Here is a 22,967-nt window from a genome sequence, read left to right as displayed (position 1 = left end):
GCTGATCGTTCCCACGCTCCGCGTGGGAATGCAGCCCGTGACGCTCTGCGTCACAAGAACGGACGCCGAGCGTCCAGCGAAGCGTTCCCACGCGGGAGCGTTTGAACGCGTTATTAAGAGTTGACTATGACTGATATTCCCCATTTCCCGCTGTCCGCCGTGGTCGGCGCCGACGACTTGAAACTGGCACTGTGCCTGGCCGCCATCGACCCGAAGATCGGCGGCGTGCTGATCGAAGGGCCACGCGGCATGGCCAAGTCGACCCTGGCCCGTGGGCTGGCAGACCTGCTGGCCAGCGGTCAGTTTGTAACCTTGCCCCTGGGGGCGACCGAAGAGCGCCTGGTCGGCACCCTGGACCTGGACGCAGCACTGGGCGAAGGCCGTGCGCAATTCTCCCCGGGTGTGTTGGCCAAGGCTGACGGCGGCGTGCTGTACGTGGATGAAGTCAACCTGCTGGCCGACCACTTGGTGGATCTGCTGTTGGACGTAGCCGCCAGCGGCACCAACCTGATCGAACGCGACGGGATTTCCCATCGCCATGCGGCGCGCTTTGTACTGATCGGCACCATGAACCCGGAGGAGGGCGAGCTGCGCCCGCAGTTGCTCGACCGCTTCGGCTTCAACGTGGCCTTGAGCGGGCAGACTCTGCCCGCCGAGCGCGGGCAGATCATCCGGCGTCGCCTGGATTTCGACACTGACCCGGCTGCGTTCTGCGCGCAGTGGGCGCCAGCGCAAGCTGCCTTGCGCGAACGCTGCACCCTGGCGCGGGCGCGGCTAGACAGTATCGCCCTGGATGACCAGGCGTTGGCCCGCATCACCGAGCGCTGCTTTGCCGCTGGGGTCGACGGCCTGCGTGCCGACCTGGTCTGGTTGCGTGGCGCCCGTGCCCATGCGGCTTGGCGTGGCGCCGCTGCTATCGAGCAGGAAGATATCGACGCGGTGGCGGAGTTCGCCTTGCGCCATCGCCGCCAGCAGCAAACCCCGGCAGGCGCGCCGCCCCAGCCGGATGACGGGCCGTCGTCCTCATCTTCTGAAACCTCGCCCGGCCAAGGCCAGTGGGGCGATATGCCCGCCCCCGCCTTGCCCACGGGCGCACGCCGCGATGTACCCACCTGGCCAAAAAAGCCCTAGGCATCCGCCCCCGACCTGACGCGGGGGCGGATGCCCGGCCCCAGGCGGGGCGATTGAACACCGGCCGGCAGGGCAAGGCCCGCAGCGCACAGCGCGGGGCGATCAATTGGCCGGGCACGTTGCTGGGTGGGCGGCCGCAATGCCGTGAGGACCTGCTGTTCCACCTGCGCAGCCGGTCGGCTCCTGAACTGTGGCTGGTGATTGTCGATGCCTCGGCGTCCACGCGGCGCCATCGGGCACTGACCGATGCCAAGGGGCTGCTGGCCCAGCTGTTTGATGATGCTTATCGCCAGCGGGCGCGTATGGCGTTATTGACGGCCAGCGGGCAATCGCCGAAGTGGCAGGTGCAAGGTTTGAAGGCGGCGAAAGGCTTGTCCGATTGGTTGGAGCAGTTGGGAGCAGGCGGCGGGACGCCGTTGCTGGCTGCGCTGACGGAGGCGGGGCATTGGTTGGCGGCACGGCGCAAGCGCTATCCCGCCGAGCAACAGAAGTTGCTGGTGGTGACCGATGGGCGGCTCAAGGCGATTGGCGCGCTGCCGCGATTGAAGTGCCCAGGCATGTTGATTGACATCGAGCGTGGGCCGATCAGGTTGGGGCGGGCTGAGGAATTGGCGGTGGGGTTGCAGTTGGAGTATCAGCACATCGATAAGCTGTAGCGCCTGGGCTATCGCCATCGCAGGCAAGCCAGCTCCCACATGGAATCGGCGCTGCGGTCAATTCTGTAGGAGCGAGCTTGCTCGCTCCTACAAAAGGCAAGCCAGCGGCGCGGTCAAACTGTGGGAGCTGGCTTGCCTGCGATGAGGCCCTCAAACACCCCACACCTATCAGCCTGTCCCCGGCACATTCGGCCAAAGATCAGCCACCAGAAACAACCGCTCGGCTTCCTCCCACTCCTCACCGTTCGCCACCATGCGCACCAGCAACTGCGCCGGGGCCATTGGGTCTAGCTCTGCCAGCCAGTCTTGCATCTGCACCTCACTCCACACTTCATCGGCCGGGTAATGCGCGGGCGCCAGCCAGGCATGGCGGGGCAGGGGTTGCCAGCGGCCCGCCGGGCGGGTGCTGACAAAGTCTGTCCAGTCGCGCTGATGCAACCAGCGCCCACGCAGATGCTGCGGGTGTGCGCCTAGGGGGGAGAGCGCCGCGCCGGGCCAGGGGTAGAGCAGATAGCCACCGAGCCACAAGTGCGCATCGAACGCTTGGATATCCAGCGCCGCCAAGGCCTCGCGGCTTTCTGCCCGCGCGGAGATTGGCAATTGATGCTCGGCCAGATGCGCGAGTTTGCGGTCCAGCCGATCATGGCAGCCAGGCCCCAGCCATTGCGTAGCGTCCTGGCCGTTGCCGTCCTGCGGGCCGAGGTAGAGTTTGATCGCCAGTTCCAGGTGGTGCACCCCATCGCGGTCGCGCAGCAGCATGTCCAGTTCGCCCAGCGTGTGCCCGGCACGGCGGATCGGCAGGTTGGCGGCCAGCAACTCCACACCCGGCGCCTGCTGCACCGCAAATTGCCACAAGCGCTCGTAGTACAGGCCCAGGCGCCGGGTACGTGACAGGCTCAGCCACTGCTGCAACGCGCTGCTGTCCTGGTCCAGCTGGCGCAGCCAGGCTTCGAGTTGGTGAGGGGCTTGCACCCAGTCACTGCCCGCCAGCGGATGGCGCTGCGGCCAAGGCGTCTGCGCCAGCATCGGCGGCGCGAGCATCACCCACGCCAGGTCGCGCACCTCGGGGTGGCGCAGTTGGCGGGGCAGGGTGTGCAAGTCGGGGAATGGGGTCATGGTCCGAGCATAGCCTTTTCAGCGCGCAGAAGGTGCCTGAGAACCATTGTCATCAAGGCTTGGCGGCGACAAAGGATTTTGCCTGAGGCGGCCTTTCGCCCATAATCGCTCTTTTTGCCTCACCCCAGATCCCGCAGGAGCCCCATGGAGCAATTTCGCAATATCGGCATTATCGGTCGCCTGGGCAGTACCCAGGTGTTGGACACCGTCCGCCGGCTGAAGAAGTTTCTGCTCGAGCGCCACCTGCATGTGATCCTCGAAGACACCATCGCTGAAATCCTCCCCGGCCACGGCCTGCAAACCTCGTCGCGCAAGATGCTCGGCGAGGTGTGCGACATGGTCATCGTGGTCGGTGGCGATGGCAGCCTGCTCGGCGCCGCCCGGGCGCTGGCGCGGCATAACGTGCCGGTACTGGGCATCAACCGTGGCAGCCTGGGCTTTCTGACCGATATCCGCCCCGATGAGCTGGAAGTCGAAGTGGCCAAGGTGCTCGACGGCCATTATCTGGTGGAGAACCGCTTCCTGCTGCAGGCCGAAGTGCGCCGCCATGGCGAGGCGATCGGCCAGGGCGATGCCCTTAACGACGTGGTGCTGCACCCCGGCAAGTCCACGCGCATGATCGAGTTCGAGCTGTACATTGATGGCCAGTTCGTCTGCAGTCAGAAGGCCGACGGCCTGATCGTCGCCACGCCCACCGGTTCTACCGCCTACGCGCTGTCGGCCGGCGGCCCGATCATGCACCCCAAGCTCGATGCCATTGTGATCGTGCCGATGTACCCCCATATGTTGTCCAGTCGGCCAATTGTGGTCGATGGCAACAGTGAGCTGAAAATCGTGGTGTCCAAAGACATGCAAATCTACCCGCAAGTCTCCTGCGACGGGCAGAACCATTTCACCTGCGCCCCCGGTGACACCATCACCGTGAGCAAGAAGGCACAGAAGTTGCGCTTGATCCACCCGCTGGATCACAACTACTACGAAGTGTGCCGCACCAAGTTGGGCTGGGGCAGCCGCTTGGGAGGTGGAGGCGACTGATGCTCGATCCCGCGCGTAGCTACGACCTGATTGGTGACGTGCATGGTTGCGCTCATACCCTTGAGCACTTGCTCGACCAATTGGGTTACCACAAGCAGGGCGGCACTTGGCGCCATCCGTCACGCATGGCTGTGTTCCTGGGCGATATCATCGACCGTGGCCCACGCATCCGTGAGGCGCTGCATATCGTCCACGATATGACCGAGGCCGGCCAGGCGCTGTGCATCATGGGTAACCACGAGTTCAATGCGTTGGGCTGGACCACGCCGGCACCGCCGGGCAGTGGCAAGCAGTTCGTGCGTGAGCACAACCCGCGCCACGCCCGCTTGATCCAAGAGACCCTGACCCAGTTCGAACACCACCCGGCCGACTGGCACGACTTCCTCGGCTGGTTCTACGACATGCCGCTGTTTGTCGACGCCGGGCGTTTTCGCGTAGTGCACGCGTGCTGGGACGACAGTTTTATCCAGCCGCTGCGCGCCACCTTCCCGGACGGCTGCATCGACCAACACTTCCTGCAAGCCGCCGCCGTACCGGGCAGTTTCGCCTGCAATGCATTCGATCGCCTGTTGCGCGGCACCGATATGCGCCTGCCCGATGGGCTCACCCTGACCGGTGGCGATGGCCTGACGCGGTCGTTCTTTCGCACCAAGTTCTGGGAAGACGACCCCAAGACCTACGGCGACATCGTGTTCCAGCCCGACGCCTTGCCAGAGCCGGTGGCACGCACGCCGTTGTCGTCCACGCAAAAGAATTCCCTGCTGCGCTATGGCGTCGATGAACCGCTGTTGTTCGTCGGCCACTACTGGCGCAGCGGCAAACCGGCGCCGATCCGCCCGAACCTGGCCTGCCTGGACTACAGCGCGGTGCTGTACGGCAAGCTGGTGGCGTATCGGCTGGACCAGGAAACCCAGCTGGATCCGCGTAAATTCGTATGGGTCGACGTTGAGCGACCAGAGGCCATTCCATGAGTACCGTAGCTGTATTGCGCTTGCCCCTGAGCGTTGACCTGGGTGGTTTCGTCAAGTTGCTGCACCGCATGCAGGTGCCGCACCGCGTCAGCGAGGAGGCCGGTGAACAGGTGCTGTGGGTGCCCGAGGCCATCAGCGACGATGTGCGCGTGTTGTATCAACGCTTCCCCGCTGGCGACCCCGACCAGCAACTGGATATTCCCGAGCAGGCGCCGGTTACGCGGCCAGGTTTTGTCCAGCAGGTGCGCCACAGCCCAGTCACCGCACTGGTGCTGTTGGCCAGCCTGATTGTGGGTGCGGTGACCCTGCTGGGTGAAAACCTGCAAACCATGGCCTGGCTGACCTTCCTGCCGTTCCGGGTGCTGGGCGAGTACATCCAGTTCACACCGTTGGCCGACACGCTTGCCTCGGGGCAGTGGTGGCGCCTGGTCACGCCGATGCTGATCCACTTCGGCATCCTGCATCTGGCGATGAACGGCATGTGGTACTGGGAGCTGGGTCGGCGCATTGAAGCGCGCCAGGGCAGCATCAACCTGCTGGGCCTGACCCTGTTGTTCAGCCTGGTTTCCAACTACGCGCAATACGCCTACGGTGGCCCCGGCTTGTTTGGCGGCTTGTCCGGCGTGTTGTACGGCCTGCTCGGGCACTGCTGGATCTTTCAATTATTGTCGCCCAACCCGGCCTATCGCCTGCCCCGTGGGGTACTGGTGATGATGCTGGTGTGGTTGCTGCTCTGCCTGTCGGGGCTGGTCTCGATGATCGGTTTCGGCGAAATCGCCAACGCGGCCCATGTGGGCGGGTTGGTCATCGGTTGCTTGACGGGTTTGCTCGGTGGTTTGTACAACCGTCGCAAAGCGTCTCTTTGATAAGGAAGAGCCTTATGTCCTCTTTTGCTGAAATGATCGAAAACATCACCCCGGACATCTACGAGAGCCTCAAGCTCGCGGTAGAGATCGGCAAATGGTCCGATGGCCGCAAGCTCACCGCCGAGCAGCGCGAATTGTCGTTGCAAGCGATGATCGCCTGGGAGATCCAGAACCTGCCCGAAGAGCAGCGCACCGGCTATATGGGCCCGCAGGAGTGCGCGTCCAAGTCAGAGCCGGTGGCGAACATCCTGTTCAAGTCGGATGCGATCCATTGATTGAAATTGGTCGCGGTGCAGTCAGCAAAATGTCGGCGCAACTCGGTGAGCCGACCGTTCAATACGCCTTTCGCCTGGGCGACACCGAGGTGCCGGTCAATCCGTTGATCGGCACCCATGTACGCCTGGAATACCTGGGCGCGATTCATTGCAGCCATTGCGGGCGCAAGACCAAGACCAGCTTCAGCCAGGGCTATTGCTACCCGTGCATGACCAAGCTGGCCCAGTGTGACCTGTGCATCATGAGCCCCGAGCGCTGCCATTACGACGCCGGCACCTGCCGCGATCCGGGTTGGGGCGAGACATTCTGCATGACCGACCACGTGGTGTACCTGGCCAACTCGTCGGGGATCAAGGTCGGCATTACCCGTGCTACGCAGTTGCCCACCCGTTGGCTGGACCAGGGCGCCAGCCAGGCGCTGCCGATCATGCGCGTGGCGACGCGCCAGCAATCGGGCTTCGTCGAAGATCTGTTTCGCAGCCAAGTGGCCGACAAGACCAACTGGCGTGCCTTGCTCAAGGGCGACGCGCAATCGGTGGACCTCAAGCAGGTGCGTGATGAGCTGTTTGCCTCTTGCGCCGAGGGCTTGCTGGGTTTGCAGGAACGCTTTGGCCTGCAAGCCATCCAAACCATTGCCGACATCGAGCCGATTGAAATCCGCTACCCGGTCGAGCAGTATCCGACCAAGATCGTCAGCTTCAACCTGGACAAGAACCCGATTGCCGAAGGCACGCTGCTGGGGATCAAGGGCCAATACCTGATCTTCGACACCGGCGTCATCAACATTCGTAAATACACGGCCTACCAGCTCGCCGTGCATCAGTAGAAGGATCCCAAGCATGCGCACCGAACAACCGAAGATGATTTACCTGAAGGACTATCAGGCGCCGGACTACCTGATCGACGAGACGCACCTGACCTTCGAGTTGTTCGAGGACCACAGCCTGGTCCACGCGCAGCTGGTGATGCGCCGCAATCCCGAGCGTGGTACCGGTTTGCCACCATTGGTGCTCGACGGCCAGCAACTTGAGCTGTTGAGTGTCAACCTGGCCGACCAGCCGCTCACGGACGCTGACTACCAGCTGACCGACAGCCACCTGACCGTGCAGCCAAAGAGTGAGACCTTCACCCTCGACACTACCGTCAAGATCCACCCGGAAACCAACACCGCCCTGGAAGGTTTGTACAAATCCAGCGGCATGTTCTGCACCCAGTGCGAGGCCGAAGGTTTCCGCAAGATCACCTATTACCTCGACCGCCCGGACGTGATGAGTGTGTTCACCACCACGGTGATCGCCGAGCAACACAGCTACCCGGTGCTGTTGTCCAACGGCAATCCGATTGCCAGCGGCCCTGGCGAAGACGGCCGGCATTGGGCGACCTGGGAAGATCCGTTCAAGAAGCCGGCGTACCTGTTTGCGCTGGTGGCCGGTGACCTGTGGTGCGTCGAAGACAGCTTCACCACCATGACCAACCGCGAAGTCGCGTTGCGCATCTACGTCGAGCCGGAAAACATCGACAAGTGCCAGCACGCCATGACCAGCCTGAAAAAATCCATGCGCTGGGACGAAGAAACTTATGGTCGCGAGTACGACCTCGACATCTTCATGATCGTGGCGGTCAACGATTTCAACATGGGCGCCATGGAGAACAAGGGCCTTAACATCTTCAACTCCAGTGCCGTGCTGGCCCGCGCCGAAACCGCTACAGACGCCGCTCACCAGCGCGTTGAAGCCATCGTCGCCCACGAATACTTCCATAACTGGTCGGGCAACCGCGTGACCTGCCGCGACTGGTTCCAACTGTCGCTCAAGGAAGGCTTCACCGTGTTCCGTGACTCGGGCTTCTCTGCCGACATGAACTCGGCCACGGTCAAACGCATCCAGGACGTGGCGTACCTGCGTACCCACCAGTTCGCTGAAGATGCCGGCCCCATGGCCCACGCCGTGCGCCCGGACAGCTTTATCGAGATCTCCAACTTCTACACCCTGACCGTGTATGAAAAGGGCTCGGAAGTGGTCGGCATGATCCACACCTTGCTCGGTGCCGAGGGCTTTCGCAAAGGCAGCGACCTGTATTTCGAACGCCATGACGGCCAGGCCGTGACCTGCGACGACTTCATCAAGGCCATGGAAGACGCCAATGGCGCCGACCTCAGCCAGTTCAAGCGCTGGTACAGTCAGGCCGGTACCCCGCGCCTGGCGGTAAGCGAGGCTTACGATGCGGCGGCCAAGACCTACAGCCTGACCTTCCGCCAGAGCTGCCCGCCGACTCCGGACAAGGTCGAGAAATTGCCCTTTGTGATCCCGGTGGAGCTGGGCTTGCTGGACGGGCAGGGCGCCGGCATTGCCTTGCGCCTGGCCGGTGAAGCGACAGCGGGCGACACTTCGCGGGTAGTCTCGGTGACCGAAGCGGAGCAGACGTTTACCTTCGTCGACATCGCTGAAAAACCCTTGCCTTCGTTGCTGCGTGGTTTCTCGGCGCCGGTGAAGCTCAGCTTCCCCTACAGCCGCGATCAACTGATGTTCCTGATGCAGCACGACAGCGACGGTTTCAACCGCTGGGATGCTGGCCAGCAGTTGGCTGTGCAGGTATTGCAGGAACTGATCGGCCAACACCAGGCTGGCCAGCCGCTGAAGCTTGATCAGCGCTTGATCGACGCGCTGCGCACGGTGTTGAGCGATGAAAGCCTGGACCAGGCCATGGTCGCCGAAATGCTCTCGCTGCCGAGCGAAGCCTATCTCACGGAAATCAGCGAAGTGGCGGATGTGGATGCCATCCACGCTGCCCGCGAGTTTGCCCGCAAGCAACTGGCCGACAACCTGTTCGAAGGCTTGTGGCTGCGCTACCAGGCCAACCGCGAGCTGTCCAAGCAAACGCCTTACGTGGCAGAGGCCGAGCACTTCGCCCGCCGTGCGCTGCAGAACATCGCGCTGTCTTACTTGATGCTCAGCGGCAAGCCAGAAGTATTGGCGGCCACCCTGGATCAGTTCGACACCAGCGATAACATGACCGAACGCCTGACGGCGTTGGCGGTGTTGGTGAACTCGCCGTTCGAAGCAGAGAAAGCCCAGGCCTTGGCGGTGTTTGCCGAAAACTTCAAGGACAACCCGCTGGTCATGGACCAATGGTTCAGCGTACAGGCCGGCAGCACCTTGCCGGGCGGGCTGGCACGGGTCAAGGCGTTGATGGAGCACCCGGCGTTCACCATCAAGAACCCCAACAAGGTGCGCGCACTGGTGGGCGCATTTGCCGGGCAGAACCTGATCAACTTCCATGCGGCGGATGGCTCGGGCTATCGCTTCCTGGCGGACCTGGTGATCCAGCTCAATACCTTGAACCCGCAGATCGCCTCGCGCCAACTGGCGCCGCTGACACGCTGGCGTAAATACGACAGCGCACGGCAGGCGCTGATGAAAGCGGAGCTGGAGCGCATCCTGGGCGCGGGTGAGCTGTCCAGCGATGTGTTTGAGGTGGTCAGCAAGAGCCTGGCGTAAACCTCATTGCTTTATGTAGGAGCGAGCTTGCTCGCGAGGAACTCACAGGCGCCGCGTTCATTCAGGAAGCACGCGTCATCGTTGACGTTTTTCGCGAGCAAGCTCGCTCCTACAGGCGGCAGGATTGATCCCTGGCACTAGGCCGATTCATAGCTGCGGCGCGTGCGCTCTATCTCTTCGACCAACCGGTCAATGCCCGCCAACCGTGCTCGGTTGTCATGATCCCAAGGATGAAAGCCCGGCTTGAAATAATGCAGCCACGGCCGGAACATCCGTGGAAACACCCCCTTGGGCCCATACAAGAACTTCACCATGCGCCACAAGCCCTTCAGCGTGCCGCCCGAAGTGCGGTCGGCAATCAACAGGCGCACGTGAAAATCCAGCACCACCACCCAGAACAGCACGCTGGTGGTCAGCATGGTCCCCGTGCGCAGCAGGTAACGTGCAGGCCCTGGTTTGATCACCCTGTTCCACACATCGAACGCCACGGCTTTGTGTTCGGTTTCTTCCAGGGCGTGCCAGTACCACATCTGCTGGTAACCCTTGAGTGAGTCGCCAAAGCGCGACGGGTCGCTCAGCAGGATTTCGGCGAGCATGGCGGTGTAGTGTTCCAGGGCGATGGTCACCGCCAGGTTGAACGATGGCGGCAGGTGTTTTTTCTGCAGGTCGAGGAAGAACTTCAAGCGTCGGTCAAGGGCGTGCGCCGGCAGGCCGGCCGCTTGCAGCAAGTCGTTATACGCCACGTGTTCACGGCTGTGCATGGCCTCCTGGCCGATAAACCCCTGGATCTCTTTTTTCAGTTCGGCATCGTCGATCTGCCCACGGTAGTGGCGCACGCTGTCCATGAAGAACAGCTCGCCCTGGGGAAACAGCAACGACAGGGCATTGAAGAAATGGCTGACCACAGGCCCTTGTTCGTGCCAGTTCTTGATGCGCTCGGCAGGCAAGGCAAAACGGATATCGCGACGGATCGGCAACATGGTGCGTGCTCCTGTTCAGAGTCGAGGCTCGTCGTTGGTTTCAAACACCGGCGTGCGCGGCTTGGGCGCCATGCGCTTGCTGGCGAACACCACCAGAGCCTGATAGGCCGCCGGCAGGCAACGGGCGAGCAGATCGAGGAAATAGGCATCGCGGCCAATCAGCACGCGACGCTTGTTTTTGCGTACGCCTTGCAGGATCACTTTGGCGGCCTGGTCAGCGTCGGTGATGAAGAGTTTTTCGAAATCGGCGCGGGCTTGTTGCTCGCTGTGGATGAGAAAGCCGGTCATGTTCGCGTCGATGCGGCTGCTGCGGCAGATATCGGTACGAATGCCGCCGGGGTGTACACAGGTGGCCGACACGCCGCAGCGTTGCAGGTCGAGTTCCTGGCGCAAGGCTTCGGTGAAACCGCGCACGGCGAACTTGGTGGCGTTGTAGCCGCTCATGCCGGGCTGGGCGAACAGACCGAACACGCTGGACGTATTGATGATATGCCCGTCGCCGCTGGCCTTGAGGTACGGCAGGAATGCCTTGGTGCCATGCACCACTCCCCAGAAGTTGATGCCGACGATCCATTCCAGGTCGGCGTAATCCACGCCTTCGACGGTGCTCGACAGCGCCACCCCGGCATTATTGAAGACCAGGTTGACCTGGCCGTGCTCGGCCGCGCAACGCGCCGCCCAATCGAGCATGGCCTGGCGGTCGGACACGTCCAGCACTTGGGTGGTGACAGTGACGGGCGACAAGGTTGAGGTGCGGATCAGCGCCAGGGTCTGTTCCAGGCCCTGGCTGTTTTTGTCTGCCAGCGCCAGGTGGCACCCCTCCCGCGCCAGCGCCAGGGCCAGTGCGCGGCCCATGCCGGAAGCCGCGCCGGTGATCGCCGCGACGCGGCCGTTGAATGACTTCATGACAGGCTGCCTTCTGTGGTGGAGTGGGGCGTTGCAACTGCACGCGGCAGGGCGGGCGCCGGCGCCTGGCTGACGCTGTAGTCCTTGAGGGCAAAATGCCGGGTGACCTGTTTGAAGCGCCAGGTCGAGCCGGGCCACAGCGTGGTGTTCTTGCCGGTGCGCGGGTCGAGGTACCAACTCTGGCAGCCGCCGGTGTTCCAGATGGTGCGCTTGAGCTTGTCCTGCAACTGCTGGTTGTAGGCGTGCTCCACGGCGGGCTTGACCTCTACCGTGGTAAGGCGCTGGCGCTGCATGTGTTTCAGGGCGTCGAGGATGTACGCGACCTGGGCCTCGATCATCAGGATCATCGAGTTATGCCCCAGGCCGGTGTTGGGGCCCACGATCAGAAACAGGTTCGGGTAGCCCGGCACGGTGGTGCCTTTGTAGGCATGGGCGCCATCGCGCCAGGCGTCCATCAGGTCGATGCCGTCACGGCCGATGATGCAGCCACGGGGCAACGGGTCGCTGGCCTGGAAACCCGTGCCGAAGATCAGGCAATCGGCGGGGTGCTTGATACCGTCGGCGGTGATCACGCCGTCGGCTTCGATGCGCAGCACGTTGTCGGTGACCACCTCGACATTGCTGCGCGAGAGTGCCGGGTAGTAATCGTTGGAGATCAGCACGCGCTTGCAGCCGATGGTGTAGTCCGGCGTCAGGGTTTTGCGCAGGGAAGGGCGGGCCACTTGTTTACGCAGATGACGCAGGGCGATTTTCTGCACCATTTTCATCAGGCGTGGATGCAGGGCAAAGCCCACCACACGGCCTTCCAGCGCCCAGTAAAGCGTAGCGCGCACCAGCTTTTGGGTGAGCGGTACATGCTTGAACAACCAGCGCTCGACAGCGGAAATCGGCCGATCAGGCTTGGGCATGATCCACGGCGGTGTGCGCTGGAACAGGTCCAGGTGCGCTACCTGCGGGGCGATCTGTGGCACGAACTGGATGGCGCTGGCACCGGTGCCGATCACCGCCACGCGCTTGCCCTTCAAGGAGTACTCGTGATCCCACTGCTGGGAGTGGAAGCGCTTGCCCTTGAAACTGTCCAGCCCTGGGATATCCGGCATTGCCGGGCGCGACAAGCCCCCCATTCCCGACACCAGCACCCGTGCGCTGACGTGGCGGCCGTTACTGAAGGTCAGCTGCCAGCGCTGCTGCTGTTCATCAAACACCGCACGTTGCAGGCCCATGCCAAAGCGCAGGTAGGGCGCCAGTTCGAAGCGCCTGGCGCAGTCTTCCAGATAGGCGCGGATCTCGGGTTGCGCCGCGAACTGTCGCGTCCAGTTCGGGTTGGGCGCAAAGGAAAACGAATACACATGGGACTGCACGTCGCAGGCGCAACCTGGGTAGTGGTTGTCGCGCCACGTACCGCCGAGGGTCTGGGCCTGTTCGGCAATAAAGAAGTCGGTGAGCCCGGCTTCCTTGAGTTTGATCGCCATGCACAGGCCCGCGAACCCGGAGCCAATGATGGCGATGTCGATTGAGTCACTGGGGGCATTCATAGGGCTGCCTTGTCAATAAAGCGCTTGGGCATCGGATGTGCTCCTGTTTTTGTTTTGTCTTTTAGATAGAACACCATTGCAAAGGAAAATTGAATTATTTATTTTAAAAAAGATTTTAAATAATCTACCTGAAAAATTCGCCTACGCTAGGACCTTGTTGCGCATGAGCGATTTGTCCGACGGACGAACGTGGTATGCATGAAGTGTAGGTCCAGGGCGTGGACGATGGCTGGAGTCAGATCAATTCCGGTCGGGTCGCCAGCAGCAGGGAAGCAGAGGACCGAGCTATGGCTGTCGAATGGGTTGTCGCTGCGGGAGTGCTGGCAGGCGCCAGTGCTGCGTTGTGGGGCTTGAGTGCCTGGATGACGCGGCGCATTGAAGCGACTGTGCCGATCAACGGGCGCTTCGTCGAGGTGGATGGCGAGCGCTTTCATTATGTCGAAGAGGGCAAGGGCCCGCCGCTGGTGATGATTCACGGGCTGATGGGCAGTAGTCGCAACCTGACCTATGCCTTGTCCGGTCAGTTGCGTGAGCATTTTCGGGTCATCAGCCTCGACCGGCCGGGCTCAGGCTATTCCACCCGGCACAGCGGCACGCCGGCAGACTTGCCGGCCCAGGCGAGACAAATCGCGGCCTTCATCAATACGCTGGATCTGGGTAAACCGCTGGTACTGGGGCACTCCCTGGGCGGCGCGATTGCCCTGGCGCTGGCCCTCGACCATCTCCATGCCGTATCCGGGCTGGTGCTGGTTGCGCCCTTGACTCACCCCCAACGCATGCTGCCGCTGGTGTTCCTGTCTCTGGCCGTGCGCCCGGCCTGGCTGCGGCGCTGGGTGGCGCACACCTTGACCCTGCCCATCGGCCTGCTGACCAAAGACTCGGTGGTGAAGGGCGTATTTGCCCCCGATCCTGCGCCGCCGGACTTTGCCACCCGTGGCGGCGGTTTGCTGGGCATGCGCCCCGACAATTTCTACGCGGCGTCCACCGAGATCAACCGGGTCAACGACCACCTGCCGGAGATGGTCAAGCGCTACTCCCGATTGACCCTGCCCATCGGCCTGATCTACGGGGCGCAGGACAAGGTGCTCGACTTCCAGAAACACGGCCAGGCCCTGGCCAGCAAGGTGCCAGGGCTGAAAATGCAAGTGATCGAAGGCCGTGGGCATATGTTGCCGATCACCGCCACCGAGCGCGTGGCGGCGCTGGTGGAGCAGGTGGCCAAGCGGGCTCGACCCGGCGAGAGCGTACGGCCAATAAATCCACCTGTCGCCCTGGCGAGCCAGTAACAGTGCCATCTGACTGCGGCGCCTGGCGTTGACGCCTGCCCCTGAGCACCTGACCAGACGGCTGAAAAGAGACTGCTCGGTCACGGAAAAAAGGGCTGGAGAAACTAGTTGACGACCTAACGATTCCGCGCTATTTATTTAAAAAAATTATTTCAATGTGTAATTTGAAATTATTTTTGAAATGCCTAAGAGCGAATAAAATAATGAAAAAAACGCCTTTTATCGCATGGTTGATTTCCCGGAGCAGTCAACGCTCCGTATACCTGTCGTCTGCCTCGTTGCCCACCGAATGCGTTCGGAGGCTGCCATGAACCAGACTCTGGCAGCCCCGCATGTCTGGGCCGACGGCAAACGCCACCTGTGGTGGCTCGGCATCATGCCGCTGGCGACGCCCTTGCTCTCCGGCGCCCTTGCCATCACCACAGGCGTGCAACAACTGTGGTGGGTGGGCGTGCTGGTGATCTTCGGCTTGATCCCGCTGATTGACGGCCTGCTCGGCGAAGACGTCAGCAACCCGCCCGAATCTGCGGTCAGCCACCTTGAATCCCAACGCTACTACCGCTGGATCGTCTACACCGGCGTGCTGTTTGTGATTGCCTCGGTGGTCATCACCGGTTGGCTCGCTGCGGGCGGTATCGACTGGATCATCAACGGCGGCCTGTTGCACGCCACGGCCACCCTGGAACCCTCGAACTGGCTGGCCAGGACCGCCGCGTTCATCACCGCCCGCACTGAACTTCATGGTGCAGTCAGCTGGTTGACTTATGTGGGCATGGCCATGTCCACCGGTGCCGCCACCGGCATTGCTATCAATACCGCCCATGAACTGGGGCACAAACCCAAACCCCTGGAAGTGTTCCTGGCCAAGGTCACCCTGGCGCCGACCTTCTACGGCCACTTCTACACCGAACATAACCGTGGCCATCACGTACGGGTCGCCACTCCGGAAGACCCGGCCAGCTCGCGCCTCGGTGAAAGTTTCTGGGCATTCCTGCCGCGTTCGGTGTGGTTCAGCGCCGTGTCGGCCTGGAACCTGGAGCGCGAACGCCTGCGCAAACTCGGCCTGCCGACCTTGCACTGGAAGAACGCCGTGCTCAGCGCCTGGATGTACAGCGTGGTGTTGTGGGGCGCAATGATTGCCTGGCTGGGGGCGGCGGTAATTCCGTTCCTGATTATCCAGGGCATCTACGGGTTCTCGTTGCTGGAAGTGGTGAACTACGTCGAGCATTACGGCCTCAAGCGTCAGAAGTTGCCCAATGGCCGTTATGAACGCTGCTCACCGCGTCACTCGTGGAACAGTAATCGAATTGTCACCAATATCTTTCTGTTCCAGTTGCAGCGGCACTCCGATCACCATGCCAACCCTACGCGTAGTTATCAGTCGCTGCGTCACTTTGATGAATCACCGCAACTTCCGTATGGCTACGCCAGCATGATTGTCTGGGCTTATGTGCCGTACTTGTGGCGGCGTCGCATGGACCATCGTGTACTGAATCACTATGCCGGCGATATCAACCTGACCAATCTTCAGCCGTCAAAGCGTTTGAAGTACCTGGAGAAGTACAGCGGTAGTGCCAAGCCGTTTTGAGATGAAGTAAGCCTTCAGGGTGCACTCGGGATCTGTGTATCGCGCAGGTCCTTGTCGCCCGGCGTTTTGAGTGCAAGAACCTGGTTTGACCCTACAACAATAATTTCAAGGGAAGGACGTACACCATGCAAAGTTCTGCCAAGTTCACCGCCCACATCCTGTTGGCGGCCATGGGCCTGATTGCTTACCACCAGGCCCAGGCTGCGCGTATCGAACCCGCTGGCAGTGCCTTTACCGCCCAAGGGCCTATCAGCTTTTCCAAAGGCAAGCTCATCAGTGCCGACTGCACCATCAAGGTAGCCGGCAAAGTTGCAGCCGATGGTTCATCGGTGAATGTCGACAAAGTCGAGTTCGAAGGTGGCCTCAAGTGCAGCCGTGTCGAAGCCATCAACTTGCCTTGGGTGTTAATCGCCAAAGATACAAAAAGCGGCTCCATGTCGAAGATCAGCGTGGACGTGCATGCCTTTGGCCTGGGCGGCAAGTGTGGGCCGTCGACGGCCGACGGGACTTGGGATAACGCCACCGGCAAGTTGGAAGCCGCCGATGTTGCGATTGGCGAAGACTGCAAGATCAAGACGGTGTCGATCAAGATGCCGCCCAACTTCAAAGTTGTCGAATAACGCGTTCCGACTGTTGTAGCGGTAAATGCATTGAAATTTGGCTGGAAAGGGAAGTTCTGCAGTTTCACCGTGACCTCTCGATCATGGCCATTACCCCTGGCGAAATGAATCGCCATAACATGTGAGGAAAAACAATGAAAAGCTTGAAAACCCTCGTTTGTGCAACTTCGTTTGCTCTGTGCTTTGGTGCCGCCTCCATGGCGAGCGCGGCTTCCGTTTCTCCAGACGGTCCGTTCTCGACTAATGCCGGTACCATCGTGGTGAAGTCGCCCTCATCCTTTGGTGCGGCAGTGACTTGCGGCATTACCTTTACCGGCAACGTTAGCGGTGGCGTGGCTTCTATCAACGGTGCTTCCTTGACCGGCGGCGGCCTGTGCGCACTGCCCACGCTGACCAACCTGCCTTGGGTTCTTACCGCTGCGACGGGCACCACCGGCACCGTGACCAACGTAGGCTACAAAATCTCCTCGATTCCGGCCACTAACTGCGGCCCTACCACCATTGCCGTGGCTTGGACTCCTGGTACCAAAACACTTTCGGCTACCAATCAGTCGCTGACCGGCAACTGCACCGTCGTATCGCTGAATGTTGTTGCCCCGACGCTGACGGTTAACCCGTAAGCATGTGACTCCAGAGGGCTGATCACCCGTTGAAAGGCCGATGCCTCATGCGAGGCATCGGTTGGGCAGGGTACTTACGGTCTGCCTACGGCCACACGACCCACCGGCAGGGGCCGGGCGAAATAATAATAAGGAGCAGCGCATGAACAATAAGAAACAACACGCTCACACGTTACTGGGGTTGGCGCTGTTGGGAGGCTTGTTGACCACAGGAAATGTGCAGGCGGGCGGCTTTTCCACGCCAACCTACGGTGCGCCTGGCTGGGGGCGCGCGTTTGGTGGCGGTTCATTGTTCAAGAACGACCCCAGTGCCGCGTACAACAACCCGGCGGCCATGGCGTTCATCGATTCAACCATCGTGCAGCAGACCGTCGATTACGCCCGGATCAAGATCAAATATTCTGGCCAGGCGTATGACCATAACGGTAACCCGGTGACCAATACGCCGGTGCTGGATGATCAGGGCAACCTGGGCGATCCGACGCTGAATACGAATAATGGCGGCCAGGGTGGTTTCACCGCATGGCTACCTACTGGCTTTATGGTCATGCCCATCGGCGACCGTTTTGCTTTTGGCCTGAGCCAAGTCGTACCGCAAGGCATGAAAAGTACGTGGAACGAAAACTCTAAGCTGCGAGATTTCGCCGTTGACACCAAGATCGAGACCATTGGCCTGACAGGCTCCTTGTCATTCAAGGTCAATGATGAGTTTTCCGTCGGTGCCGGTGCCATCGTTCAACGTAGCCAAGGGAACGTCAGCCAGAACGTTGACCTGCTGGCTGCCGCGGATGTCTCTCCCGGTCTGGGAGGCACCGGTTTTCCGACCGGCGTCGGGCATTCCTTGATACGCGTGAAAGTCGACAATATCTCAGTGGGCTGGTTTGGCGGCGTGGTTTGGAAGCCGACAGCGCAAGACACGCTGGGCGTGAATTATCACGCCAAGATCAAAAACAAGATGACGGGCAAGTACGACGTTTATACAGACGCGATTGGCCGTAACGCGATGACCAACCCGATTGGTCCGAACGGCGAAACGCTGGTTGAAATGGCCTACCCTGGTCTCAAACTGTTCCCGGATGGCGCGCATGCCAGTGCTCAATTGGATATCCCGGCGACGGCGGCGATTGACTGGGTCCACCAGTTCAATGAGCGCTGGACGCTGGGCGTGAGTGCCCAGTGGACAGAGTGGTCCTCGTTCAAGGACCTCACGCTCAAGTCACAAGGCTCGACCATCGTTGCCATACCCTACAACTACAAGAACGCGTGGATGACTTCTATCGGCGGCGACTACAAAGCGACCGACGAACTCACCCTCCGTGCCGGCGTGGCTTACGACCAGACACCGACCCGAAACTCCACCCGTGACCCTCGGATCCCCGACGGGGATCGCTACTTCCTTGCGTTTGGTGCAGGTTATGACATCAAGGCGGTACCAGGCCTGTCGGTGGATGCCGCCTACTCGCACCAATTCGTCCAGAAGGTCAATCTGAAGACCAAGAACGTTGACCGCCTTGGAGGCGCGCAGCTGGACGGCAAAGCTGAATCCTCAGGTGACGTGGTCAGCCTGTCGGCGACTTATAAGTTCTGAAGCGCGTGCAAGGCAGGGCACTCAGCGCATCTGGAGGCCTTGCCATGGCTGTTGTTTTCGGCGACGTGCATTGATTCCTTCTTTCGTCAGGCTGACCCGGTCAGCCTATTTTTCCGGCAAGGAATTAAATAAAAATTTCAAAACAAAATTTGAATTAATGATTTGAAGTTTGTAGTGTGGTTTCACGTCCTGAATCAAGTAGAGGTCTCCCGCATGCTTATCTGGTTATTGGTGGGTATCGCAGCAGCGATTGCCCTGGCTTACCGACAAGCCGCCGCCGCCCTGTGGCTAAGCGCCGGCATCCTTTGGCTGGCGGTTGGCTACCTGTTCAACGCGGTGGCCGGCCTGGGCCTTACTGTCGCGGCTTTGCTGGTGGTGCTGCCCGCCTTGGTGCTGGCAATCAAACCCCTGCGCCGCAAGCTGCTGACCACCAAGGCTCTGGGCCTGTTTCGCACGATCATGCCGGCGATGTCCGATACCGAACGTGCGGCGATAGAGTCCGGCACCGTGTGGTGGGATGCCGAGCTGTTCAGCGGCAAGCCCGACTGGCAGCGCCTGCTGCAAGCCGCGCCGGCCAGCCTGAGCGCGGAGGAGCAAGCCTTCCTCGACAACGAAGTCGAAACCCTGTGCGACATCGCCAACGACTGGGAAACCACGCAGGTCTGGCAGGACATGTCCCCCGAAGGCTGGCAGTACACCAAGGATGCCGGGTTCCTCGGCATGATCATTCCCAAGCAGTACGGCGGCAAAGGCTTCTCCCACTACGCCCATTCCCAGGTGGTGATGAAGTTGTCGACACGCTGCTCGGCGGCAGCGATTTCGGTGATGGTCCCCAATTCCCTGGGCCCGGCCGAGCTGCTGCTGCATTACGGCACCGACGCCCAGCGCAACTACTACCTGCCGCGCCTGGCACGCGGTGACGACATTCCGTGTTTCGCCCTGACCAGCCCCTATGCCGGCTCGGATGCAGGCGCGATCCCCGACCTGGGCATCGTCTGCAAAGGTATGCATGAGGGCGAGGAAGTACTGGGTTTCAAAGTGACCTGGGACAAGCGTTACATCACCCTCGGCCCGATTGCCACGGTGCTGGGCCTGGCGTTCCGTGCCGAAGACCCGCAGGGCCTGCTTGGCGCGCCAGGTTCCCTGGGCATTACCTGTGCGTTGATCCCCACCTCCCATCCAGGGGTGAACAGCGGCCGGCGTCACTGGCCGTTGAATGCGGTATTCCAGAATGGTCCTACCACCGGCAAGGATGTGTTCATTCCCTTGGAGTGGGTGATCGGTGGCCGCGAACAAATCGGCAACGGCTGGCGCATGTTGATGGAATGCCTGGCGGCAGGTCGGGCGATTTCCCTGCCTTCGGCCAACGTCGGCCTGGGTAAAGTGGCGGTGCGCGGTACCACAGCCTATGCGGCGATGCGCAAGCAATTCGGCCTGCCCATCGGCAAGTTCGAAGGTGTACAGGCGCCGCTGGCGCGCATGGCCGGGCATCTGTATGCCTGTGATGCGGTGCGCAAGGTGTCGGTAGCGTCCCTGGACGCCGGCGAGAAACCGTCGGTGATCTCGGCCATTGCCAAGTACCACGTCACAGAGCGGGCGCGCATCATCGTCAACGACGGCATGGACATCGTCGCCGGCAAAGGCATCTGCATGGGCCCCAATAACTTCCTCGCCCGTGCCTACCAGCAAAGTCCCATCGCCATTACGGTGGAGGGCGCGAACATCATGACCCGCTGCCTGATCATCTTTGGCCAGGGCTTGATTCGTTGCCATCCCTACGTGTTCCGCGAGATGGAGGCGGCGCACAACCCCGACCGGCGCAAGGCACTGGAAGACTTCGACAGCGCAATGTTTGGCCATGTGAGTTTTGTAGTAGCCAACACCGTACGCGCAGCGGTGCATGCCGTGACCGGCGGGCGCCTGATTGCGGCCCCGGCCAAGACCGACCCGGCGCTGGCTGCCTACTATCGCCAGGCCAATCGGCTGTCGGTGGTGCTGGCGCTGATCTCGGATATCTCCATGGGCGTGCTGGGCGGTGCCCTCAAGCGCAAGGAAAGTATTACCGGGCGCCTGGGGGATATTTTGTCGCAGCTGTACATCCTGTCTTGCGTGCTCAAGCGCTTCGAGGATGACGGCAGGCCCCAGGCGGACTTGCCGCTGGTGCACTGGACGGCCCAGGACGCCTTGTTGCGCGCCCACGAAGCCTTGGCCGAAGTGCTCGACAACTACCCTTCAAAACCCGCAGCAGCAGTAGTACGCACCTTGAGCTTTCCGTTTGGCATCCCGCTGCGCAAACCGTCGGACCGCCTGTTGGCGCAGGTGGCGGAGGTGGTGCAGACCCCTGGCGAGACCCGCGACCGTTTGCTGGCCAACTCCTACATCCCACGTCCGGAAGTCGACAAGCTGGCCTACGGCGAATTGGGTTTCCGTTTGCTGCCCCAAGTGGAGCTGATCGAGGCGCGGCTCAAGCCCGCCATCAAGCAAGGTCTGCTCGGCCCGCTGCCGATTTCTGCCACGGCCTTCACCGATTGGCGCGTGAAGGCGCGGGCGCTGGATTTGATCAGCGACGACGAAGACGCCTTGCTGGCGCGCTATGTGCAATACGCCGACCACGGTATCCAGGTGGACGACTTTCCCCAGGACTTTGGTTTGCTGGAGGCTCTGCAGCAGCGTAAGCAGGCGCTCGAGCCGGTGGCCAAACGGCGCAGCGTCCCGGTCAATTAAGAGAAAACCCGGTCCACAGGTGGGAACTGCTTGCCTTGAATACCAGGCAGAAGGCTTTTTGTAGGAGCGAGCTTGCTCGCGAAGAACTCACAGGCGCCGCGTTGATTCAGGAAGCCAGCGTTATCGTTGACGTTTTTCGCGAGCAAGCTCGCTCCTACAGAGGGCTATCCAGTTCCCCACATTTGACCGGTTTATCAGGCAAGAACTGTGTTGTGAGTGGACTCCTTATGAGTGACAGCTACCTTTCGTTCGTCAATTCCCCCTGGGGCCGGCGTCTGGCCCAGGCGGTCGGCTTGCCGCAACCCTTGCCCCTGCAACGGCATCGCAGCGGCCAGGCCGGCCTGGCTAATCCTGTGATCATCGCCGGGGCAGGGCGCCTGGTGGCCTCGGTGCAGCGCGTGTTCAGCGCCACCGACACCGTCGCCGCGAGCCCGGCGACGCTCAAGGCACCGTCCACGGTCAAGGTGCAAGGCGCGGTGTTCGACGCCAGCGGCGTGACCGACCTGCAACAGTTGGATGAGCTTTACCTGTTCTTTCACAGCAATGCCAAGCGCCTCAGCCAGCATGGCCGAGTAGTGGTGCTCGGCACGGCACCCGAGCATTGCGACGACTTGCCCCAGGCCATCGCCCAACGCGCCCTTGAAGGCTTGGTGCGGTCGCTGGCCAAGGAGCTGCGCCGCGCGATCACCGTGCAACTGCTGTACGTGGCGCCGGGCGCGGAAGACGCGCTGGACAGCAGCCTGGGGTTTTTCCTGTCGCGCCGTTCCGCCTATGTCTCGGGGCAGGTGGTGCGCCTGGAAAAACCGGTCGATGGCCATGCCGCCATCAACTGGGACAAACCCTTTGCCGGCAAACGCGCCCTGGTCACCGGCGCCTCCCGTGGCATCGGCCTGGCGATTGCCCAGGTGCTGGCGCGGGACGGTGCCCATGTGGTGTGTGTGGACGTGCCCCAGGCCCAGGAAGCCTTGCAGCAGGCGGCGACCAGCGTGGGCGGTTCGGCGTTGCCCCTGGATATCACCGCCGCCGACACCGCCTCACTGTTGCAAACCCACGTCAGCCAATACGGCGCCTTTGATGTGGTGGTGCACAACGCCGGGATCACCCGCGACAAGACCATCGCCAAAATGACCGAGGGCGCCTGGCGCAGTGTGCTGGCGGTCAATCTCGAAGCGCCGTGGCAGCTCAGTGAGGCCTTGCTCGACAGTCAGGGTTTGAACCCTGGTGGGCGCATTGTGTGCGTGTCGTCGATTTCCGGTATCGCCGGCAACCTGGGGCAGAGCAACTACGCCACGTCCAAGGCCGGTGTGATAGGCCTGGTACAGGGCCTGGCACCGCGTGCGGCAGCCCGGCAGGTCACGGTGAACGCGGTGGCGCCCGGCTTTATCGAGACCCAGATGACCGCGAAGATCCCGCTGATGATCCGCGAAGCGGGGCGGCGCATGAATTCGTTGTCCCAGGGCGGGCAACCCATCGACGTGGCCGAGACCATTGCCTGGCTGGCGCATCCGGCGTCGGGCGGCGTCAATGGCCAGGTGGTGCGGGTGTGCGGCCAAAGCCTGTTGGGAGCCTGAC

Annotated in this window: 19 protein-coding genes; 15 read left to right on the top strand and 4 right to left on the bottom strand. The window is 61.6% G+C overall.

Annotated elements, in window-relative coordinates:
• Positions 1-126: 126 nt before the first annotated feature.
• Both ACP7CZ_RS00145 and ACP7CZ_RS00140 read left to right on the top strand, forming a co-directional pair.
• The gene (locus ACP7CZ_RS00145; protein ID WP_294164515.1) at positions 127-1,131 is read left to right on the top strand and encodes an ATP-binding protein; all 1,005 of its coding nucleotides are present in this window, start codon (positions 127-129) and stop codon (positions 1,129-1,131) included.
• Positions 1,132-1,184: 53 nt separating this feature from the next.
• A complete protein-coding gene (locus tag ACP7CZ_RS00140) occupies positions 1,185-1,787 on the top strand; it encodes a vWA domain-containing protein (protein ID WP_181125446.1) in 603 nt (200 codons plus the stop codon).
• Positions 1,788-1,955: 168 nt separating this feature from the next.
• On the opposite strand, the gene ACP7CZ_RS00135 is transcribed toward ACP7CZ_RS00140, so the two are convergent.
• On the bottom strand, positions 1,956-2,903 hold the full coding sequence (locus tag ACP7CZ_RS00135) for a DUF1853 family protein (RefSeq protein WP_181125447.1): 948 nt from the start codon (positions 2,901-2,903) through the stop codon (positions 1,956-1,958).
• A 144-nt stretch (positions 2,904-3,047) separates the two neighbouring features.
• Between ACP7CZ_RS00135 and ACP7CZ_RS00130 the strand changes: the two genes are divergently transcribed.
• Genes ACP7CZ_RS00130 through pepN form a run of 6 tightly spaced genes read left to right on the top strand, consistent with a single transcriptional unit; the run spans position 3,048 to position 9,548 of the window.
• Positions 3,048-3,938 (top strand): NAD(+) kinase, encoded by an 891-nt coding sequence (locus tag ACP7CZ_RS00130; RefSeq protein ID WP_003217892.1) that lies wholly within the window; start codon positions 3,048-3,050, stop codon positions 3,936-3,938.
• Complete coding sequence (locus tag ACP7CZ_RS00125; RefSeq protein ID WP_161793215.1) at positions 3,935-4,909, top strand: metallophosphoesterase; 975 nt, start codon at positions 3,935-3,937, stop codon at positions 4,907-4,909. Before ACP7CZ_RS00130 ends, ACP7CZ_RS00125 begins: the two co-directional genes overlap by 4 nt.
• Complete coding sequence (locus ACP7CZ_RS00120; RefSeq protein WP_181125448.1) at positions 4,906-5,775, top strand: rhomboid family intramembrane serine protease; 870 nt, start codon at positions 4,906-4,908, stop codon at positions 5,773-5,775. The genes ACP7CZ_RS00125 and ACP7CZ_RS00120 overlap by 4 nt, the downstream gene beginning before the upstream one ends.
• Before the next feature lie 14 nt (positions 5,776-5,789).
• On the top strand, positions 5,790-6,050 hold the full coding sequence (locus ACP7CZ_RS00115; protein ID WP_005788688.1) for a YeaC family protein: 261 nt from the start codon (positions 5,790-5,792) through the stop codon (positions 6,048-6,050).
• Positions 6,047-6,877 (top strand): DUF2797 domain-containing protein, encoded by an 831-nt coding sequence (locus ACP7CZ_RS00110; protein ID WP_003190752.1) that lies wholly within the window; start codon positions 6,047-6,049, stop codon positions 6,875-6,877. The genes ACP7CZ_RS00115 and ACP7CZ_RS00110 overlap by 4 nt, the downstream gene beginning before the upstream one ends.
• A 13-nt stretch (positions 6,878-6,890) precedes the next feature.
• Positions 6,891-9,548, top strand: a complete 2,658-nt coding sequence (gene pepN / locus ACP7CZ_RS00105) for an aminopeptidase N (protein ID WP_089041838.1) — start codon at positions 6,891-6,893, stop codon at positions 9,546-9,548.
• A gap of 137 nt (positions 9,549-9,685) precedes the next feature.
• Here pepN and ACP7CZ_RS00100 read toward each other — a convergent pair whose 3' ends face one another.
• From ACP7CZ_RS00100 to ACP7CZ_RS00090, 3 genes are read right to left on the bottom strand one after another with little or no spacing between them, the layout of a single operon-like run.
• On the bottom strand, positions 9,686-10,528 hold the full coding sequence (locus tag ACP7CZ_RS00100; protein WP_089041837.1) for a metal-dependent hydrolase: 843 nt from the start codon (positions 10,526-10,528) through the stop codon (positions 9,686-9,688).
• A 15-nt stretch (positions 10,529-10,543) separates the two neighbouring features.
• Positions 10,544-11,434 carry an SDR family NAD(P)-dependent oxidoreductase gene (locus tag ACP7CZ_RS00095; protein WP_089041836.1) on the bottom strand — a complete coding sequence of 297 codons (891 nt, stop codon included), beginning with the start codon at positions 11,432-11,434 and terminating at the stop codon, positions 10,544-10,546.
• Positions 11,431-12,969 (bottom strand): flavin-containing monooxygenase, encoded by a 1,539-nt coding sequence (locus ACP7CZ_RS00090; RefSeq protein WP_294204167.1) that lies wholly within the window; start codon positions 12,967-12,969, stop codon positions 11,431-11,433. The genes ACP7CZ_RS00095 and ACP7CZ_RS00090 overlap by 4 nt, the downstream gene beginning before the upstream one ends.
• 287 nt (positions 12,970-13,256) lie before the next feature.
• On the opposite strand from ACP7CZ_RS00090, the gene ACP7CZ_RS00085 reads away from it, so the two are divergent.
• The 7 genes from ACP7CZ_RS00085 to ACP7CZ_RS00055 all read left to right on the top strand — a co-directional run bounded on the left by ACP7CZ_RS00085 (position 13,257) and on the right by ACP7CZ_RS00055 (position 22,966).
• The gene (locus ACP7CZ_RS00085) at positions 13,257-14,255 is read left to right on the top strand and encodes an alpha/beta fold hydrolase (RefSeq protein ID WP_294204168.1); all 999 of its coding nucleotides are present in this window, start codon (positions 13,257-13,259) and stop codon (positions 14,253-14,255) included.
• 307 nt (positions 14,256-14,562) lie between these two features.
• On the top strand, positions 14,563-15,843 hold the full coding sequence (locus tag ACP7CZ_RS00080; RefSeq protein WP_054920800.1) for an alkane 1-monooxygenase: 1,281 nt from the start codon (positions 14,563-14,565) through the stop codon (positions 15,841-15,843).
• A gap of 125 nt (positions 15,844-15,968) precedes the next feature.
• The gene (gene praA / locus ACP7CZ_RS00075; protein WP_089041834.1) at positions 15,969-16,463 is read left to right on the top strand and encodes an alkane oxidation protein activator PraA; all 495 of its coding nucleotides are present in this window, start codon (positions 15,969-15,971) and stop codon (positions 16,461-16,463) included.
• A gap of 134 nt (positions 16,464-16,597) precedes the next feature.
• Positions 16,598-17,083 carry an alkane oxidation protein activator PraB gene (gene praB / locus ACP7CZ_RS00070; RefSeq protein ID WP_014718293.1) on the top strand — a complete coding sequence of 162 codons (486 nt, stop codon included), beginning with the start codon at positions 16,598-16,600 and terminating at the stop codon, positions 17,081-17,083.
• Between the two features lie 142 nt (positions 17,084-17,225).
• Positions 17,226-18,671, top strand: coding sequence for an outer membrane protein transport protein (locus ACP7CZ_RS00065; RefSeq protein WP_054899110.1), 1,446 nt, complete (start codon positions 17,226-17,228; stop codon positions 18,669-18,671).
• A 213-nt stretch (positions 18,672-18,884) separates the two neighbouring features.
• A complete protein-coding gene (locus ACP7CZ_RS00060) occupies positions 18,885-21,395 on the top strand; it encodes an acyl-CoA dehydrogenase (RefSeq protein ID WP_294204170.1) in 2,511 nt (836 codons plus the stop codon).
• Between the two features lie 227 nt (positions 21,396-21,622).
• A complete protein-coding gene (locus tag ACP7CZ_RS00055; protein ID WP_034126041.1) occupies positions 21,623-22,966 on the top strand; it encodes a 3-oxoacyl-ACP reductase in 1,344 nt (447 codons plus the stop codon).
• The last annotated feature ends 1 nt before the right edge of the window (position 22,967 follow it).

Source organism: Pseudomonas sp. DWP2-2 (assembly GCF_049897065.1).
GTDB classification, from domain to species: domain Bacteria; phylum Pseudomonadota; class Gammaproteobacteria; order Pseudomonadales; family Pseudomonadaceae; genus Aquipseudomonas; species Aquipseudomonas paracarnis.
Note: the sequence above shows the minus strand (reverse complement) of the source record. Positions and strands in the feature narration are given on the sequence as shown.

Coding starts and splice junctions, on each gene's coding strand:
- ACP7CZ_RS00145 (WP_294164515.1), top strand. CDS start 127: ATGACTGATATTCCCCATTTCCCGCTGTCCGCCGTGGTCGGCGCCGAC.
- ACP7CZ_RS00135 (WP_181125447.1), bottom strand. CDS start 2,903: ATGACCCCATTCCCCGACTTGCACACCCTGCCCCGCCAACTGCGCCAC.
- ACP7CZ_RS00130 (WP_003217892.1), top strand. CDS start 3,048: ATGGAGCAATTTCGCAATATCGGCATTATCGGTCGCCTGGGCAGTACC.
- ACP7CZ_RS00120 (WP_181125448.1), top strand. CDS start 4,906: ATGAGTACCGTAGCTGTATTGCGCTTGCCCCTGAGCGTTGACCTGGGT.
- ACP7CZ_RS00115 (WP_005788688.1), top strand. CDS start 5,790: ATGTCCTCTTTTGCTGAAATGATCGAAAACATCACCCCGGACATCTAC.
- pepN (WP_089041838.1), top strand. CDS start 6,891: ATGCGCACCGAACAACCGAAGATGATTTACCTGAAGGACTATCAGGCG.
- ACP7CZ_RS00100 (WP_089041837.1), bottom strand. CDS start 10,528: ATGTTGCCGATCCGTCGCGATATCCGTTTTGCCTTGCCTGCCGAGCGC.
- ACP7CZ_RS00095 (WP_089041836.1), bottom strand. CDS start 11,434: ATGAAGTCATTCAACGGCCGCGTCGCGGCGATCACCGGCGCGGCTTCC.
- ACP7CZ_RS00090 (WP_294204167.1), bottom strand. CDS start 12,969: ATGAATGCCCCCAGTGACTCAATCGACATCGCCATCATTGGCTCCGGG.
- ACP7CZ_RS00085 (WP_294204168.1), top strand. CDS start 13,257: ATGGCTGTCGAATGGGTTGTCGCTGCGGGAGTGCTGGCAGGCGCCAGT.
- ACP7CZ_RS00080 (WP_054920800.1), top strand. CDS start 14,563: ATGAACCAGACTCTGGCAGCCCCGCATGTCTGGGCCGACGGCAAACGC.
- praA (WP_089041834.1), top strand. CDS start 15,969: ATGCAAAGTTCTGCCAAGTTCACCGCCCACATCCTGTTGGCGGCCATG.
- praB (WP_014718293.1), top strand. CDS start 16,598: ATGAAAAGCTTGAAAACCCTCGTTTGTGCAACTTCGTTTGCTCTGTGC.
- ACP7CZ_RS00065 (WP_054899110.1), top strand. CDS start 17,226: ATGAACAATAAGAAACAACACGCTCACACGTTACTGGGGTTGGCGCTG.
- ACP7CZ_RS00060 (WP_294204170.1), top strand. CDS start 18,885: ATGCTTATCTGGTTATTGGTGGGTATCGCAGCAGCGATTGCCCTGGCT.
- ACP7CZ_RS00055 (WP_034126041.1), top strand. CDS start 21,623: ATGAGTGACAGCTACCTTTCGTTCGTCAATTCCCCCTGGGGCCGGCGT.